Source organism: Enterobacter sp. kpr-6, from assembly GCF_900116015.1.
Classification (GTDB): domain Bacteria; phylum Pseudomonadota; class Gammaproteobacteria; order Enterobacterales; family Enterobacteriaceae; genus Enterobacter_D.
Genome location: NZ_FOYH01000006.1, coordinates 171,634 through 186,750 on the forward strand (window position 1 = coordinate 171,634; position 15,117 = coordinate 186,750).

At 55.7% G+C, this 15,117-nt stretch carries 11 protein-coding genes; 3 read left to right on the forward strand and 8 right to left on the reverse strand.

All coding sequences use genetic code 11. The features are described from left to right. Positions 1-43: 43 nt before the first annotated feature. The 4 genes from BM373_RS15390 to BM373_RS15400 form a co-directional block, all read right to left on the reverse strand. Positions 44-955, reverse strand: a complete 912-nt coding sequence (locus tag BM373_RS15390; RefSeq protein ID WP_256214657.1) for a collagen-like triple helix repeat-containing protein — start codon at positions 953-955, stop codon at positions 44-46. Further along, positions 910-1,218, reverse strand: coding sequence for a hypothetical protein (locus BM373_RS21855; protein ID WP_143102672.1), 309 nt, complete (start codon positions 1,216-1,218; stop codon positions 910-912). The genes BM373_RS15390 and BM373_RS21855 overlap by 46 nt, the downstream gene beginning before the upstream one ends. A gap of 488 nt (positions 1,219-1,706) precedes the next feature. Beyond that, a complete protein-coding gene (avtA, locus tag BM373_RS15395; RefSeq protein WP_090463060.1) occupies positions 1,707-2,963 on the reverse strand; it encodes a valine--pyruvate transaminase in 1,257 nt (418 codons plus the stop codon). 245 nt (positions 2,964-3,208) lie between these two features. Then, positions 3,209-5,239, reverse strand: coding sequence for an alpha-amylase (locus BM373_RS15400; RefSeq protein WP_090463063.1), 2,031 nt, complete (start codon positions 5,237-5,239; stop codon positions 3,209-3,211). A gap of 312 nt (positions 5,240-5,551) precedes the next feature. On the opposite strand from BM373_RS15400, the gene BM373_RS15405 reads away from it, so the two are divergent. Next, entirely contained in the window at positions 5,552-6,379 is an 828-nt protein-coding gene (locus BM373_RS15405; RefSeq protein ID WP_090463066.1) for a protein bax, read from the forward strand. Positions 6,380-6,411: 32 nt separating this feature from the next. On the opposite strand, the gene xylR is transcribed toward BM373_RS15405, so the two are convergent. The 4 genes from xylR to xylF all read right to left on the reverse strand — a co-directional run bounded on the left by xylR (position 6,412) and on the right by xylF (position 11,614). Beyond that, on the reverse strand, positions 6,412-7,590 hold the full coding sequence (xylR, locus tag BM373_RS15410) for a D-xylose utilization transcriptional activator XylR (RefSeq protein ID WP_090463069.1): 1,179 nt from the start codon (positions 7,588-7,590) through the stop codon (positions 6,412-6,414). 114 nt (positions 7,591-7,704) lie between these two features. Then, positions 7,705-8,886: a xylose ABC transporter permease XylH gene (gene xylH / locus BM373_RS15415; RefSeq protein WP_090463072.1), complete on the reverse strand. Its 1,182-nt coding sequence runs from the start codon at positions 8,884-8,886 to the stop codon at positions 7,705-7,707. Next, complete coding sequence (locus tag BM373_RS15420) at positions 8,864-10,405, reverse strand: xylose ABC transporter ATP-binding protein (protein ID WP_090463074.1); 1,542 nt, start codon at positions 10,403-10,405, stop codon at positions 8,864-8,866. The genes xylH and BM373_RS15420 overlap by 23 nt, the downstream gene beginning before the upstream one ends. 216 nt (positions 10,406-10,621) lie before the next feature. Then, entirely contained in the window at positions 10,622-11,614 is a 993-nt protein-coding gene (xylF, locus tag BM373_RS15425) for a D-xylose ABC transporter substrate-binding protein (protein ID WP_090463272.1), read from the reverse strand. A gap of 367 nt (positions 11,615-11,981) precedes the next feature. Here xylF and xylA point away from each other — a divergent pair, with 367 nt between their 5' ends. Together xylA and xylB are read left to right on the forward strand one after the other, a co-directional pair. Next, complete coding sequence (gene xylA, locus BM373_RS15435) at positions 11,982-13,304, forward strand: xylose isomerase (RefSeq protein ID WP_090463077.1); 1,323 nt, start codon at positions 11,982-11,984, stop codon at positions 13,302-13,304. 54 nt (positions 13,305-13,358) lie between these two features. Then, positions 13,359-14,813 carry a xylulokinase gene (gene xylB, locus BM373_RS15440; protein WP_090463080.1) on the forward strand — a complete coding sequence of 485 codons (1,455 nt, stop codon included), beginning with the start codon at positions 13,359-13,361 and terminating at the stop codon, positions 14,811-14,813. The last annotated feature ends 304 nt before the right edge of the window (positions 14,814-15,117 follow it).

Sequence of the window (15,117 nt, forward strand, 5' to 3'; positions counted from 1 at the left end):
TCAGGAAGACGTGCCCCCGGACGGGGGCACGGGACGAACATTATTATTTTTTAGGCGTTAATATGCCGCCGACCAGATTGGTCACGCCGCTAAGCGGGCCGGTGGCGGTGGTTTCACTGGTGTTGGTTGTACTGGTGGTGCCCGCACTGGCGGTTAAGCCCGCGGTGAGGGTGTTGACGGTTGCCCCTACGTTGGCGACCAGACCTTTGTTATTGAGATCTGCGTTGGCATCAACCGCAATGCCGCCGCTGGCGGCCGGGGCCGACGGCGTTGTGGTGACGGCGGCCGGTTTCACCAGCCCGCCCACATCGGTTACCGTCTGACCGAGGTTATTAACCACCTGGCCCACGCCACTCAGCCCGGAATTGTTGCTGCTGACGTTGCTGCCAACGTTACTGACACCGGTGCCAACGGAGGTCAGCAGATTATTCACCGGCGTGCCCAGTCCTGTGGCTCCGCCCACGCCCTGCGTCAGTTTGCTGACGCCGCTGGTGGTGTTGTTTACCAGCGTCGTGGTGCCGGTGGTCAGCCGGGTAACGCCGTCGCTTTGCACCACGTTGGTCAGCGCGGAACCTGTCCCCGTGACAACTTTACCGGTGCTGTCGACAATCGTACCCGCCGCGCCCGTCACGCCACCAAGCGGAGTGCCGGAGGTGGTGCTGGCCAGATTGGTGCCGACCGATGAAACCGTGTTACCGAGCGACGATACCGTGGTGGTGACGCCTGTAAGGGTGGTCCCCACGCCGTTAGGGTTGGATGAATTACCAATCCCGCTGGTGATGCCGGTGCCGGTGGTATTCACCGCCGTCCCTACGCCGCTCACCGTGGTGGAAACGGTTGATGTGACCGGGTTGTCAGCCGGGATCTGGCTGCCAAGGTTATCCAGGGTTGTGCCGACGCTTGAGACGGTCAGACCGGCATCGCCGAGTACCGTATTAACGGTGCCGTTCGACACGGTGCCTGTTCCGCCACCGCCCGTACCGCCGTCACCTCCACCGGTACCGCCGCCGCTACCGCCCGTGCCGCCGCCTGTACCACCGCCGGAGCCGCTTCCTGAGCCGCCCGCACCGGAGCCGCCGCCTGTTCCGCCGGAGCCTGAACCGCCGCCCGTCCCCGTACCACCGGAACCGCCTGAACCTGAGCCTCCCGATCCGTTGCCTGCCGTTGCTCCATCATCCGTACCCGCACTTTGTCCCGGCGTTGGGGTATTTTTTGCATGAGAAGAATGGGATCCGCCGCCGCTGCAGGCAGATAATGAGAACGAAAGAAGGACGGCCACCGCAATGACGCTCAGGTGGCTAACGTTATTAGTAGCCATAATAAAACTCCACTAAATTAAAACGCCGGACGGCGTAGTAATAAGTGTAAGTGGGTTTTTCAGACCTACCAAATTTGTTGGGTTAATTTGACTTAAAAGTTAAATAAATGTGACTATTCTTAATTTGATGTCACACTTTAATAGATATATCGTTATTAATCAATTAATTGAAAATGAAAGCGGATCGGTAAGCTCCGCTTAAATCTTAGTGCGGAGTTTAGTGTTGTTTAACTTTTAAATATATTTAGCGGGCAAAAAGTGAATAATAAAAGGATATATCCCACGCGTGTGAAAGATATATCGCATCAAAAACATTATTTTAATTAGAGGCGCTTTGGCTATTATCGTAATAATTATCCGGGCCTTTTAAATAAAGGCCCGGTTATATTCAGCGTGCGCTTTCCTGCCAGGCGAATTCAATTTCTTCCGCCAGAATCTTCACGCCAGCCTCAATCTTGTCGGGATCCGGCACATAGTTCATGCGCATACACTGGTGGGTGTGCGGCCAGGGCTTGTCGAGGCCTGGGAAGAAGTAGTCTCCCGGCACCATCAGCACGCCGCGCTTTTTGAGGCGCTGATATAACAGTTCGGTGCTGATCGGCAGATCTTTAAACCACAGCCAGAGGAAAATCGCACCTTCCGGCTTGTGAATGAGGCAGCGCTCTTCAGAGAGATAGCGGCGCAGGATGGCGACCGTTTCCTGAACGCGCTGCTGGTAGAAGGGTTTGATCACCGTTTCGGAGAGGCGCAGCAGGTCGTTGCGTTTGATCATCTCGCACATCATCGCCGGGCCAATGCCGCCGGGTGCGAGGCTGATAATGCCGTTCATGTTGCGAATGGCGGAGATAATTTTGTCACTGGCAATAATAATGCCGCAGCGACTGCCGGGCAGACCGAGTTTCGACAGGCTCATGCACAGCACGGTATTCGGGTTCCACAGCGGGCGGGCCTCGCTGAAGATAATGCCAGGGAAGGGAACGCCGTAAGCGTTATCGATCACCAGCGGAATGTTGTGCTGGTTAGCCAGCGCATCAAGTTTCATCAGCTCGTCATCGGTGATGACGTTGCCGGTGGGGTTGGTCGGGCGCGAGACGCAGATCATGCCCGTTTCTTCACCGATGTGCAGGTGTTCAAAATCAACGTGATATTTGAACTGGCCTTCCGGCAACAGCTCAATATTCGGACGCGCGGAGACAAACAGATCTTCTTCCAGCCCGGAGTCGGCATAGCCAATGTATTCCGGGGCCAGCGGGAAAAGCACTTTTTTGGTGGTTCCATCGGCACGGCGGCCAGCGAACAGATTGAACAAGTAGAAAAACGCGCTCTGGCTGCCGTTAGTCAGTGCAATATTCTGTGGCTCAATATCCCAGCCGAGGTTTTCACGCAGCAGCCCGGCCAGCGCCGTCAGCAGCTCCGATTTCCCCTGCGGGCCATCATAATTACACAGCGCATCAGTGGCTTTGCCGTTTTGCAGCATGTCGGCCAGCAGGTTGTGGAAGTAATCGGTCATCGCCGGGATTTGCGCCGGGTTCCCGCCGCCTAACATGATGGCACCTGGGGTGCGCAGGCCATCGTTGAGATCCTCCATCAGGCGCGTAATGCCTGAATGGCGGGTGAATTTGTCGCCGAAAAGTGAAAATGTCATAGCAGGTGATCTGTCGGTCTGTTTTAAGAATTGGCTCACCTTAACGCCAGCGCAGGCGCGGTGCAAATCAGGGGATTTGGGTAGGGGAGGGGGAATGTGCTGCGACTGGGACGTGTGGTGGTGGATTGTGTTGGTGGTGGCCCCTCACCCCGGCCCTCTCCCCGAAGGAGAGGGAGAAAGGCGAGTCCGTGCGCGATCTGTCCCCTCTCCCATTGGGAGAGGGTTAGGGTGAGGGGCAAAAACCGTCACTGCTGCCCCGCCCACACCACCATCACTTTATCCTCACCCTGCTCGCGCACAAACCCGTAGCCCTGCGGCATCGAAAGGGTGGTCTGCTTGCCTGCGCCGATCGCCGGGTGGCGGGCGCGGAACTGGCCGAGTCGCTGCCAGTGCGCCACGCGCTCTGCTTCCTTACCCCCGACGTCCTGCCAGTTCATGTCTGAGCGCGTGCCCTGCAGCGGATCGGAACCCGTCGGGCCGAACGGTCGCCCGGACTCGTCGCCATAAAAAATCTGCACAGCGCCGGGGGCGAGCAGCAGCAGTTGCGCCGCTTCCTGACCGCCTTCGCGGAACAGGCGGGTGTCGTGGGATGACAGGTAGCTCAGCACATTAAATGATTGCAGCTTTTCTGCCATCTGCTGCCAGGTCAGATCGATGCTCGCGAAGCAATCGACCGCTTTCGCCGCCTGCTCCTGATAATCAAAATTGATCATCGCATCAAAGCCGTGACGATAATAATCGCTTTGCATCACGCCGTGGCCCCAGGCCTCGCCGGTCATCCAGAACGGCGCGTCATCAGGTTTTTTCTGCGGATTCGCCTGCTTCCATTCCGCCAGCGCCTGGGTCGCCTGAGTTTTTAACTGTTGCAGCGCCGCCATCTCAACGTGTTTGGCGGTGTCCACGCGAAAACCATCAATACCGTAATCGCGCACCCAGGTGCTCAGCCAGTGCGTGAGGTAATCACGCGGGGTGTAACCCTCAATCGCTTTCGCGCGGGTGTCCGGTTTGTGGCGGTAAAAGTTCGGCAGCCCGGAAGGTGTGGTGGAGTCCGTTTTCAGATCCGGCAGAAACGCCAGCGACATGGTGAGGTCGTCGAAGCCGGGGTTGTCGTAATCGCCGATGTCCGTGCGGACCCAGGCTTTGCCCCACCAGTTATCCCATGCGGTTTTATCGCTGAAGTTGATGTAATCATTAAAACTGTGCCAGCTTTGCCCGTCGGCAGGTTTCCAGTCGGTCCAGCGCTCACCGAGGATTTTTTTCCGCTCATCGCCCTGCAAATACAGCGCACCAAACTGGTACTCCTGCATATCGGCAAGGGTGGCATAGCCGGTGTGATTCATCACCACGTCAAACAGAATGCGAATGCCACGCCGGTGCGCTTCATCGACCAGGGTGCGTAAATCGTTTTCGCTGCCCATGTTGGCGTCGAGCGTGGTCCAGTCCTGAATGTAATAGCCGTGATAGGCGTAATGCGGGAAGTCGCCTTTGGTCCCGCCGCCGACCCAGCCGTGAATTTGCTCGAACGGGGCGCTGATCCACAGTGCGTTGACGCCGAGTTTTTCAAGGTAATCGAGCTTGTGGGTTAAGCCTTTGAGATCGCCGCCGTGGAAGGTGCCGATCTCCTGCATACCGTCTTTATGGCGGTCGTAGCTGTTGTCGTTCGACGGATCGCCGTTCTCGAAGCGATCGGTCAGCACAAAATAGACCGTGGCGTTGTGCCAGTTAAAGGGGGCGGCTTGCTGCGTATCGGCACGTTCCAGTAAGAGCAGGCCGTCACTGCTGGCATCGGGCAGAAGGGTGATTTTACCCTGACGGACAGTTGCCGTTTGCTGGCTGTAAAAATCACGCACTACGCTGCCTTCGGCAAAGGTTTTGCTTACGTCGAGGGTGAGTGGCTTACCGTCCCAGGTGGGACACTGTTTGATCGCATTGATGGCCGCGGCCTGTGGCGCACTTTTGACGGTCAGCATCAGCGTCGGCGTGCCGGATCGGGTATCTACCTGAATCTGATAATCGCCATCACGAAACACGCGCCACGACGGGGCGGGGCCTTCACAGGGCTTGAGCGAGAGCATCTGATTCAGTCTGGGCGCATCGGCGGGCTGCCAGCATTGTTGGTCAACATGTAGCGTCAGCGGCAAAGTGCCTTTTTTTAAGGCGGCCTGTGTGCGATAGATCCCGGTGCCTTCCGCCTGAAAAGCAGGAAAACCAGGGGCGGACCAGTTAGCCCAGGCCATCGCAGGTAACAGCAAAAGTCCAGGTACAGAATATTTCATACCGCTTTCCGGTTGGGTGGTTTTGGTTATTTTGCCAGCAGCGATGAGGCGGGGACTCATCCTGTGCGCAAAATGACGGGGGTGAGCGCCAGGGGTGAGTGATCTGCTTCAAATTTAACCAGGAATTTGCGATAAACCCCTCAATTTGTGCATCTTTTGCACACTGATACGAATTACCTGGTGACAGGTTTTAGGAAATGGATTATTCCTTAGGTGTTAATAGAAGGGTATTTTTGATATAATTTGCGATTCCGCTCTCAAATTTCTTCAAAAATAAGGTGTTGGAATGTATCCATCTGACCTGGAGACCTAATGATATTGACTCCCATGCGACGATATGGGGCCATGATTATGATGTTTCTCACCCTGGTATTTTCCGGTGAGGTTCTTGCAAAGACGCACGAAAAAACAGCAAATCACAAAGCCCATGTAACCAAGGCGATTAGTAAGAAGCAGGCAAGCAGTAAACAAGAGTATTCTCGCAATAGTGCAAAGAGTAGTTCACTTCCTGATTTGCGAAAATACCCTTCCGGAACACCAAGGAAAAAAGCGTTTCTCCGGACGGTCATGCCTTACATCACTAATCAAAACGCAGCCATTACGGCTGAGCGTAACTGGTTAATCAAAAAACAGTACGATGGCCGCTGGTCGCCGTCAGAACGCACACGCTTAAAAGATATTGCCAAACGCTATAAAGTGGGCTGGTCGGGGAATACCCGCCGTATTCCATGGAATACGCTGCTTGATCGCGTTGACATTATTCCTGACAGCATGGTGGCGACGATGGCCGCCGCAGAAAGCGGTTGGGGCACCTCTAAGCTGGCGCGTAATAACAATAACCTGTTCGGCATGAAATGCGCGAAAGGCCGCTGCAATAATGGCCCTGGCAAGGTGAAAGGTTATTCGCACTTTGATTCAGTGAAAGAGTCAGTGAATGCGTACGTGGTTAACCTGAACACGCATCCGGCTTACGCCTCCTTCCGTAAATCGCGCGCGCAGTTGCGTAAAGCGGATCAGGAAGTGACGGCCAGCAACATGATCCACAAGCTCAAGGGTTACTCAACCCAGGGCCAGCGTTATAACAACTATCTGTTTGCCATGTACCAGGACAATCAGCGGTTGATTGCAGCGCACATGTAAACAAAAACGCCTTCCCGTCGGAAGGCGTTTTTTTATATCAATATTTCGCTGTAGCGGTCCCGATAATCCTTCGGCGTGCTGTCGTACGCTTTTTTAAATACCGAATAAAAATATTGCAGCGAAGGATAGCCGCACATTTGCGAAATCTCGTTTATCGATAATGATGTGGAGACCAGCAGGCTGCGGGCCTTTTCCAGTTTCTCGGCGTGGATCACGCCGTGGATTGTTTCTCCCACTTCTTCTTTAAAGCGCTTTTCCAGATTTGAACGGGAAATGCCGACGGCATCCAGCACCTGATCGACCTTAATCCCCTTGCAGGCGTGATTGCGAATATAGTGCATGGCCTGAATCACCGCCGGATCGCTGAGCGATCGGTAATCCGTGGAGCGCCGCTCAACCACGCGCACTGGCGGCACCAGCAGGCGCTGAAGCGGCATGGGTTCGTTATCCAGCAGACGGTGCAGAAGTTTTGCCGCCTGATAGCCCATCTGCCGGGTGCCCTGCGCCACTGACGAGAGCGCCACGCGGGAGAGATAGCGGGTCAGTTCTTCGTTATCAATGCCGATCACACACAGCTTTTCCGGCACCGGAATATGTAAATGCTCGCACACCTGCAACACATGGCGTGCGCGGGCATCGGTAACGGCAATGATCCCGGTCTGCGGCGGCAGGGTTTGAAGCCAGTCAGCGAGGCGGTTTTGCGCGTGCTGCCAGTTCTCCGGCGCGGTTTCCAGCCCCTGATAGACCACCCCGCGATACTTCTCCTGCGCCACAAGCTGACAGAACGCATATTCGCGCTCGACCGCCCAGCGCTTGCCGCTGGAGGCGGGCAGACCATAAAAAGCGAAGCGCTGTACGCCCTTTTCCTTTAAATGCAAAAAGGCGCTTTCGACCAGCGCGTGATTGTCGGTAGCGATGTAATGAACCGGCGGGTAATTGTCCGGGTGATGGTATGACCCACCGATCCCGACGATGGGGACGCCGACGTCAGCCAGCAGGTGTTCGATTTCTTTATCGTCGTAGTCAGCAATAACGCCATCGCCAAGCCACTCTTTGATGTTTTCGATGCGGGCGCGAAAATCCTCTTCAATAAAGATGTCCCACTCCGATTGCGACGCCTGCAAATATTCCCCGACGCCCTCAACGACCTGGCGGTCATAGGCTTTATTGGCGTTGAATAACAACGTGATGCGGTGACGCTTCTCAAACATAATGGTTAATTTCCTGATGAATCATGCGTTCTGATTATCACAATGCGCACACTGCCGGATAACTTTTCTCCGGCAGTGTGATCGTCCCTGTAGTTCGGCGCGTTAAATGAACCTTTATGCCCGGCGTTTTGTTGCCGAGTCCATCCACACGGCCAGCAGTAAAATGGCCCCTTTGACGATGTACTGCCAGAACGTAGGGACGTCCATCATGCTCATGCCGTTATCGAGCGACGCCATAATGAACGCACCCATTACCGCCCCGGCCACACTGCCGATGCCTCCCGCCAGACTGGTGCCGCCGATCACGCAGGCGGCAATAGCGTCCAGTTCGGCGATGTTGCCCGCCGATGGCGAACCCGCCCCCAGACGCGAGCTTAAGATCAGCCCGGCGATGGCGACCATCAGCCCGTTAATGGCGAACACCGCCAGCTTGGTGCGCTCGACGTTGATACCGGAAAGACGCGCGGCTTCCAGATTGCCGCCGATGGCGTAAATACGTCGGCCAAACGCGGTACGGGTGGCCATGAACATCCCGGCGAGCAGCAGGAAAGTGAGGATCAGCACCGGCGTAGGCACGCCGCGATAGTCATTAAGTAACCAGATTGCACCGAGCACAATCACCGCAATCAGCGCCTGACGGCCCACCACGGAGGTTGATGCCGGAGTCGTCAGACCCAGTGCCTGACGGCGCATACGTCCGCGCCATTGCCAGAGGGTAAACAGAACCAGCCCCAGCGCACCGACGCCAAAGCCAATGCCATCCGGCAGATAGCTCTGCCCGATTTGCGTCATCGCCGCGCTGGTCGGCGACACGGTGGTGCCGTTGGTGATGCCAATCAGCACGCCGCGAAACGCGAGCATCCCCGCCAGGGTGACAATAAACGACGGCACTTTGCGGTACGCCACCCACCAGCCATTCCACGTTCCGAGCAGCAGGCCAAGCACCAGCGTCACCAGGATGGTGAGCGGCAGCGGCCAGCCGAGCCAGACGTCAAAAATCGCCGCTGCGCCGCCGAGCAGGCCCATCATTGAACCGACGGAGAGATCGATTTCTGCGGAGATAATGACAAATACCATGCCGACCGCCAGAATCCCGGTGATCGCCGTCTGGCGCAGCAGGTTAGAGACGTTACGCGCGCTGAGATAAGAGCCGTCGGTCATCCAGGTGAAGAACAGCATGATGACCACAATGGCGGCAATCATCACAAATACCTGCAAATTGAGCGACTTCAGCCCGGCAAGCGACAGGGGCGACGGGGCGGACAATTTCATTTCAGATGGGTTGGTTTTCGACATGATGTTCGCTCCTCAGCGCCGCTTCCATTACCTGTTCCTGGGTCAGTTGATGATTGATCAGATTGGCCTTGAGCCTGCCTTCGTGCATCACCAGAATCCGGTCGCTCAGCCCCAGCACCTCCGGGAGTTCCGATGAAATCACGATGACGGCGATGCCCTGCTGCACAAGCTGGTTGATCAGCTTGTAGATCTCGTATTTCGCGCCGATGTCGATCCCGCGCGTGGGTTCGTCGAGGATCAGAATGCGCGGGTTAAGCAGCAGGCAGCGCGCCAGAATCGCCTTTTGCTGATTCCCCCCGCTCAGGCGGCCAATCGCCAGTTCCGGCGAAGAGGTTTTGACCTTCAGCCGTGCCAGTGACTGCAAAATGCAGTGCTGTTCGGCGGCGTCATCCAGGCTGCTCATCGTTCCGGTAAATTGATTGAGCGCCGCCAGCGTAATGTTTTTCCCGACCGCCATCACCGGTACGATGCCGTCTTTTTTGCGATCCTCGGGGACCATCGCAATTCCATGCCCGATAGCCTGCTGGCAGTTGCGAATTTGCACCTCTTTGCCATCAATAAACACGCGGCCTTCATGACGGCCCGGCCAGACGCCAAACAGACACTGTACCGCTTCGGTGCGTCCGGCCCCGACCAGCCCGGCGATACCTAAGATTTCGCCGCGCCGCAGCGAAAACGACACGTCGTTAACGCGCTTAATATGCCGGTTAACCGGGTGCCAGGCGGTGAGGTGTTCAACGCGCAGGATTTCATCGCCGGTGGTGTGGGGTTCATTAGGATAGAGTGCGGTCAGCTCGCGTCCGACCATCATGGTGATGATGTCGTCTTCGCTCATGCCTGCCGCATCGCGCGTACCGATATGCTGGCCGTCACGGATGACGCAAATCACATCAGAGATCGCTTTGACTTCGTTGAGCTTGTGCGAGATGTAAATGCAGGCGATGCCGTGATTTTGCAGGTCGCGGATGATGTTCAGCAGGATCGCGGTTTCTTGTTCAGTGAGCGAGGCGGTCGGTTCGTCAAGAATGAGCAGACGCACCTGTTTATTCAGCGCCTTCGCGATTTCCACCAGTTGTTGCTGCCCAAGGCCCAAATCCCCGACGCGGGTGTCCGGGGAAATTGCCAGGCTTACCTGCGCCAGCAGTTTTTCACAGCGCAGCGTCATGGTGTCGTAATCCAGCACGCCGTGATGGGTGATTTCTGCACCCAGAAAAATGTTTTCCAGCACGGTGAGGTGTTTCACCAGCGCCAGTTCCTGATGAATGATGGCGATGCCTTTGCGTTCGGTATCGCGAATGTGGCCCGCTTCGAGCGCTTCACCCGCAAACATGATGTCGCCCTGATACGTCCCGAAGGGGTAGATACCGCACAGCACTTTCATCAACGTTGACTTGCCGGAACCGTTCTCGCCACACAGCGATAACACTTCCCCGGCGTTCAGTTGCAGGCTCACATTATCCACGGCTTTGACTGCGCCAAACGCCATCGTAATGTTTTTCATTTCAAGTAAATAAGGCATACCTGCTCCGTGTGAATCTATGGAATCAAAGTGCCTGAAGTGCTCCCCCCTGGAGCCATGTCCATCAGGGCTATTTCGCTTGCCATTTTGAACCTGGGCAGTGCTCAAAATCCTCACGTACTACGTGTACGCTCCGGTTTCTCCGCGCTGTCCGTGTCCAAACTGGCTGCGCAAATAACGCCTGATGGCCAGGCTCCGCGAGGGAGCGTGCAAACATTACAACTGGCTTTTTTGATGGAAGCCGTCTTTGATAACGGTGGCATCAATATTGTCTTTATTGACTTCGATAGGCGTCAGCAGACGGGACGGAACATCTTTAAGGCCGTTGTTGAGCGAGGAGTCGGCTTTCGGTTGCTTGCCATTGCCGAGTTCGACGGCGATTTCAGCGGCGGTGTTAGCCAGTTCGGTAATAGGTTTATAGACGGTCATAGTCTGACTGCCGTTGATGATGCGCTTAACGCCCGCAAGATCGGCGTCCTGACCGGAAATAGCGACTTTACCCGCCAGTCCCTGGGCGCTCAATGCCTGGATTGCGCCACCTGCGGTTGCGTCGTTTGAGGCCACTACAGCATCAATTTTGTTGTTGTTAGCGGTCAGCGCGTTTTCCATAATTTTCAGCGCATTTTCCGGCAGCCAGCCGTCGGCCCATTGATCGCCTACGATTTTAATTTTCCCGCTGTCGATATAAGGTTTTAAGACTTTCATCTGACCTTCGCGGAATAATTTGGCGTTGTTATCAACCGGTGAGCCGCCCATCAGGAAATAATTGCCTTCAGGCACTTTTGCTACCAGGCTTTGTGCCTGTATTTCGCCCACTTTTTCGTTATCAAACGAGATATAAAAATCGATATCGGCGTTATTTATCATACGGTCATAAGCTAAAACTTTAATCCCTTCTTGTTTCGCCTCTTTTACCACATTACTTAATACCTGACCGTTGTAAGGAATAATAACCAGCACATCAACGCCGCGGTTTATCATATTTTCAATCTGCGACATTTGTGTCTCTTCATTGCCGTTCGCCGACTGCACAAATACTTCCGCGCCGAGGGACTCCGCTTTTTTCACAAAAATATCGCGGTCTTTCTGCCAGCGCTCAAGACGCAGGTCATCAATGGCCATACCGATTTTTACGTCTTTTGCATGAGTTGCTGTGCTGGCAAGCAGCAGGGAAGCACAAAGAGTAAGGCAAAGATTCTTTATCTTCATAATAGTAAGACCTTTTGTAGGGTTTATAGGGGTTGAGATAAAAGAAACATGCACTGCTATAGACGCAGCAAATTCTTAACGTGGAATGGTTAACTGGCAATTACTGATTTTTATCCTGGCGTTATGATTTTTGGTTTATTTGTTAATTTATGACCGTGATCTGATTTTAAAGTGTACTTACGGGTGATTTCATAAAAAGCTGGAATAAGCGCCGAAAGAATAATTAGCAGGTTAATTGGGAGCCAGCGCACGTTTGTGCATTATCTCAATAGCAGTGTGAAATAACGTAATTGAGCAAGGCGAGAAGAGGATCCAGTATTAATGCAGAACCGATCCCTCGCCGCATACATTGATTACGGAGCTCATTATGCAAGCCTATTTCGACCAACTTGAACGCGTTCGTTTCGAAGGTACTCAATCGACTAATCCACTCGCCTTCCGCCATTACAATCCAGATGAACTGGTTCTGGGTAAACGTATGGAAGATCACCTGCGTTTCGCGGCGTGCTACTGGCATACCTTCTGCTGGAACGGAGCCGACATGTTTGGCGTGGGCGCATTTGAACGCCCATGGCAGCAGGCGGGTGATGCGCTTGAGCTGGCAAAACGCAAAGCTGACGTGGCATTTGAATTTTTCCATAAGCTGAACGTGCCCTATTACTGCTTCCATGATGTTGACGTGTCGCCGGAAGGCGCGTCGCTGAAAGAGTATCTGAACAACTTTGCGAAAATGACCGACGTGCTGGCGCAAAAACAGCAGCAGAGCGGCGTGAAGCTGCTGTGGGGGACGGCGAACTGCTTTACCCATCCGCGTTACGGTGCGGGCGCGGCAACCAATCCCGATCCAGAAGTGTTTAGCTGGGCGGCAACGCAGGTGGCCACGGCGATGAACGCCACTCACCAGCTCGGCGGCGAAAACTACGTGCTGTGGGGCGGTCGTGAAGGCTACGAAACGCTGCTGAATACCGACCTGCGCCAGGAGCGCGAGCAGATTGGCCGCTTCATGCAGATGGTGGTCGAGCACAAGCATAAAATCGGCTTCCAGGGGACGTTGCTTATTGAGCCGAAACCGCAGGAACCGACCAAGCATCAATACGATTATGACGTGGCGACGGTCTACGGCTTCCTCAAACAGTTTGGTCTGGAAAAAGAGATCAAAGTGAATATCGAAGCGAACCACGCGACGCTTGCCGGGCACTCCTTCCACCATGAAATTGCCTCGGCGATTGCCCTTGGCATCTTCGGTTCCGTGGATGCTAACCGTGGCGATCCGCAGCTTGGCTGGGATACCGACCAGTTCCCGAACAGCGTCGAAGAGAACGCGCTGGTCATGTATGAAATCGTTAAAGCGGGCGGCTTTACCACTGGTGGCCTGAACTTTGACGCCAAAGTGCGTCGCCAGAGCACCGATAAATACGATCTGTTCTATGGTCATATTGGTGCGATGGATACGATGGCGCTGGCGCTGAAAGTGGCGGCCCGCATGATTGAAGGTGGCGAGCTGGATAAACGCGTGGCGAAGCGTTACGCGGGCTGGAATGGTGAACTCGGCCAGCAAATTCTGAAAGGTCAGCTTACGCTGGCGGAGCTTGCGACCTACGCTGAACAGCAGAATCTGGCACCGCAGCATCAGAGTGGGCACCAGGAACGTCTGGAAAACCTGGTTAACCACTATCTGTTTGATAAGTAATTTATGACCCTCCGCGCCACGCCCGACGTGGCGCGCCATTAAGGATTAGCCACTATGTATATCGGAATAGATCTGGGCACATCGGGTGTGAAAGCCATCCTGCTCAGCGAGCAGGGCGATGTTCTGGCTTCGCAGACCGAATCGCTGACCGTTTCCCGTCCGCATCCATTATGGTCGGAGCAGGATCCCGAACAGTGGTGGCTGGCGACGGAACGCGCAATGAAAGGCCTGGGCCTGCAGCATTCGCTGGCGCAGGTGAAAGCCATCGGGATCGCCGGGCAAATGCACGGCGCAACCCTGCTGGACAAAAACGACCGTATTTTACGCCCGGCGATCCTGTGGAACGACGGCCGCTGCGCAGAAGAGTGCACCCTGCTGGAAACCCAGGTGCCGGACTCCCGCGCCATTACCGGCAACCTGATGATGCCGGGCTTTACCGCGCCAAAATTGCTGTGGGTAAAGCGCCATGAACCCGAAGTGTTTGCACAGGTGGCGAAGGTTTTACTGCCCAAAGATTACCTGCGTCTGCGCATGACCGGCGACTACGCCAGCGATATGTCTGACGCAGCCGGAACGATGTGGCTGGATGTGGCAAAACGCGACTGGAGCGACACCATGCTGGCGGCCTGTTCGCTCACCCGCGACCATATGCCCGCGCTGTTTGAAGGCAGTGAAATTACCGGCACCTTGCTGCCGGAAGTGGCGCAATCCTTCGGCATGTCTGTGGTCCCGGTAGTGGCAGGCGGTGGCGACAACGCCGCTGGTGCTGTGGGTGTGGGGATGATGGATGCGGGGCAGGCGATGCTCTCGCTCGGCACCTCCGGCGTCTATTTTGCCGTCAGCGAAGGCTTTTTAAGCAAGCCGGAAAGCGCGGTGCACAGCTTCTGTCACGCGCTGCCGCAGCGCTGGCATCTGATGTCGGTGATGTTAAGCGCCGCCTCATGCCTCGACTGGGCAGCAAAACTGACCGGGCTTGGCTCGGTGCCTGCACTGATCGAAGCGGCACGGCAGGCTGACGAGAACGCCGGGGACGTGTGGTTTTTGCCGTACCTTTCCGGTGAGCGCACGCCGCATAACAATCCGCAGGCGAAGGGCGTCTTTTTTGGTCTGACCCATCAGCACGGGCAAAACGAACTGGCGCGCGCGGTGCTGGAAGGCGTGGGCTATGCGCTCGCCGACGGCATGGATGTGGTCCACGCCTGTGGGATCGCGCCAAAAAGCGTGACGCTGATTGGCGGCGGTGCAAGAAGCGCATACTGGCGGCAGATGCTGGCGGATATCAGCGGACAACAGCTTGATTATCGCACCGGCGGCGATGTCGGCCCGGCGCTGGGCGCAGCGCGACTGGCGCAAATTGCCAGCAATCCCGAAACGCCACTGGCGGATCTGCTCCCGCAACTGTCTCTGGAGCAGGCGCACACGCCTGATGCTGCGCGTCATGCACACTATGCTCCGCGCCGCGAGACGTTCCGCCGGATTTATCAGCAGCTTTTGCCGTTGATGTATTAAGCATCGTTACCCCTCACCCTAACCCTCTCCCCAGGGGAGAGGGGACAGATCGAGTGCGGGCTTGCCTTTCCCCCTCTCCCTCAGGGTGAGGGTAACCCCGCGCACGGTTCCGCTTTTCTCCCTCTCCCTGAGGGAGAGGGCCGGGGTGAGGGTAATCCAGCGCACGGTTCCGCTTTTCTCCCTCTCCCTGAGGGAGAGGGTCGGGGTGAGGGTAATCCCGCGCACGGTTCCGCCTTTTCTCCCTCTCCCTAAGGGAGAGGGCCGGGGTGAGGGTGCTTCTTCTCTCGTCCTCAAACACCCTCAT